This window comes from Pseudomonas sp. PSB11 (assembly GCF_014596605.1).
In the GTDB taxonomy this organism is placed as follows: domain Bacteria; phylum Pseudomonadota; class Gammaproteobacteria; order Pseudomonadales; family Pseudomonadaceae; genus Aquipseudomonas; species Aquipseudomonas umsongensis.
Genome location: NZ_NOIO01000077.1, coordinates 1 through 699 on the forward strand (window position 1 = coordinate 1; position 699 = coordinate 699).

Consider the following 699-nt stretch of genomic DNA (forward strand, 5'->3'; position numbering starts at 1 on the left):
GTGATAGGCGCGAAAGTTGATGGATTTTTCCACCACCTGGTGGCGGGTCTGCAAACCCCACACGCCGTCCTCACCGCTGGCGAAGCCGGCCGGTGAGCGCAGTGGCAATTTCACGCCAAACTGGTAGTGGCGCTGGTCGTCGTGGAACTCGACGACGTCGATCCGCAGGCGGTCGTCATGCGTGAAGCGGTACCAGATGCCGACCTCGGCCAGCAGCCGCTCGATGAACGCAAGGTCGCTTTCGCCGTACTGCATGACCTGCTCGCGCCGGGGGTATTCGCGCACCAATTGGAACAAGAAGTGCTGGCCGAGGAAATCGTAGCGGCTGCGCAGGATGTGCTCGACGATCTCCGGCACCGACTGCTGCTGGTACAGGCGGTACTGACGGCCACGATCGAGCAGGGCAAGGCGCGGTTGCAGGGTGATTTCGTAGCGCGCTTCGTCGCGGGAGGCGGACAGGCGCTGGAAGCTGATGACTATCCCATACAGGCTGCGCAACGGCTTGACCTCGGGCACTGGCAGGCCAGGGTAAGGTGGCTTTGCAGGCGGCGGATAGAGGCTGAAACTGGCGTCCTTGTTGAGCATCTTCTCGGCGCTGAGGTCTTGTTCGCTGCAGGTGAATTCGATGCGGTAGGTGAAGGGTTGGCTGAGGTGTTCTTCGCCTTCGAAGGCGAGGACGTCGAACACGGCGTCGAACCA

General features: G+C 62.1%; 1 protein-coding gene. It reads right to left on the bottom strand.

The genetic code is table 11. The features are described 5' to 3' along the window. Positions 1-699, bottom strand: a 699-nt coding sequence (locus tag CGA21_RS29730) for a type VI secretion system Vgr family protein (protein WP_188265691.1), incomplete at both ends; no start/stop codon positions are given.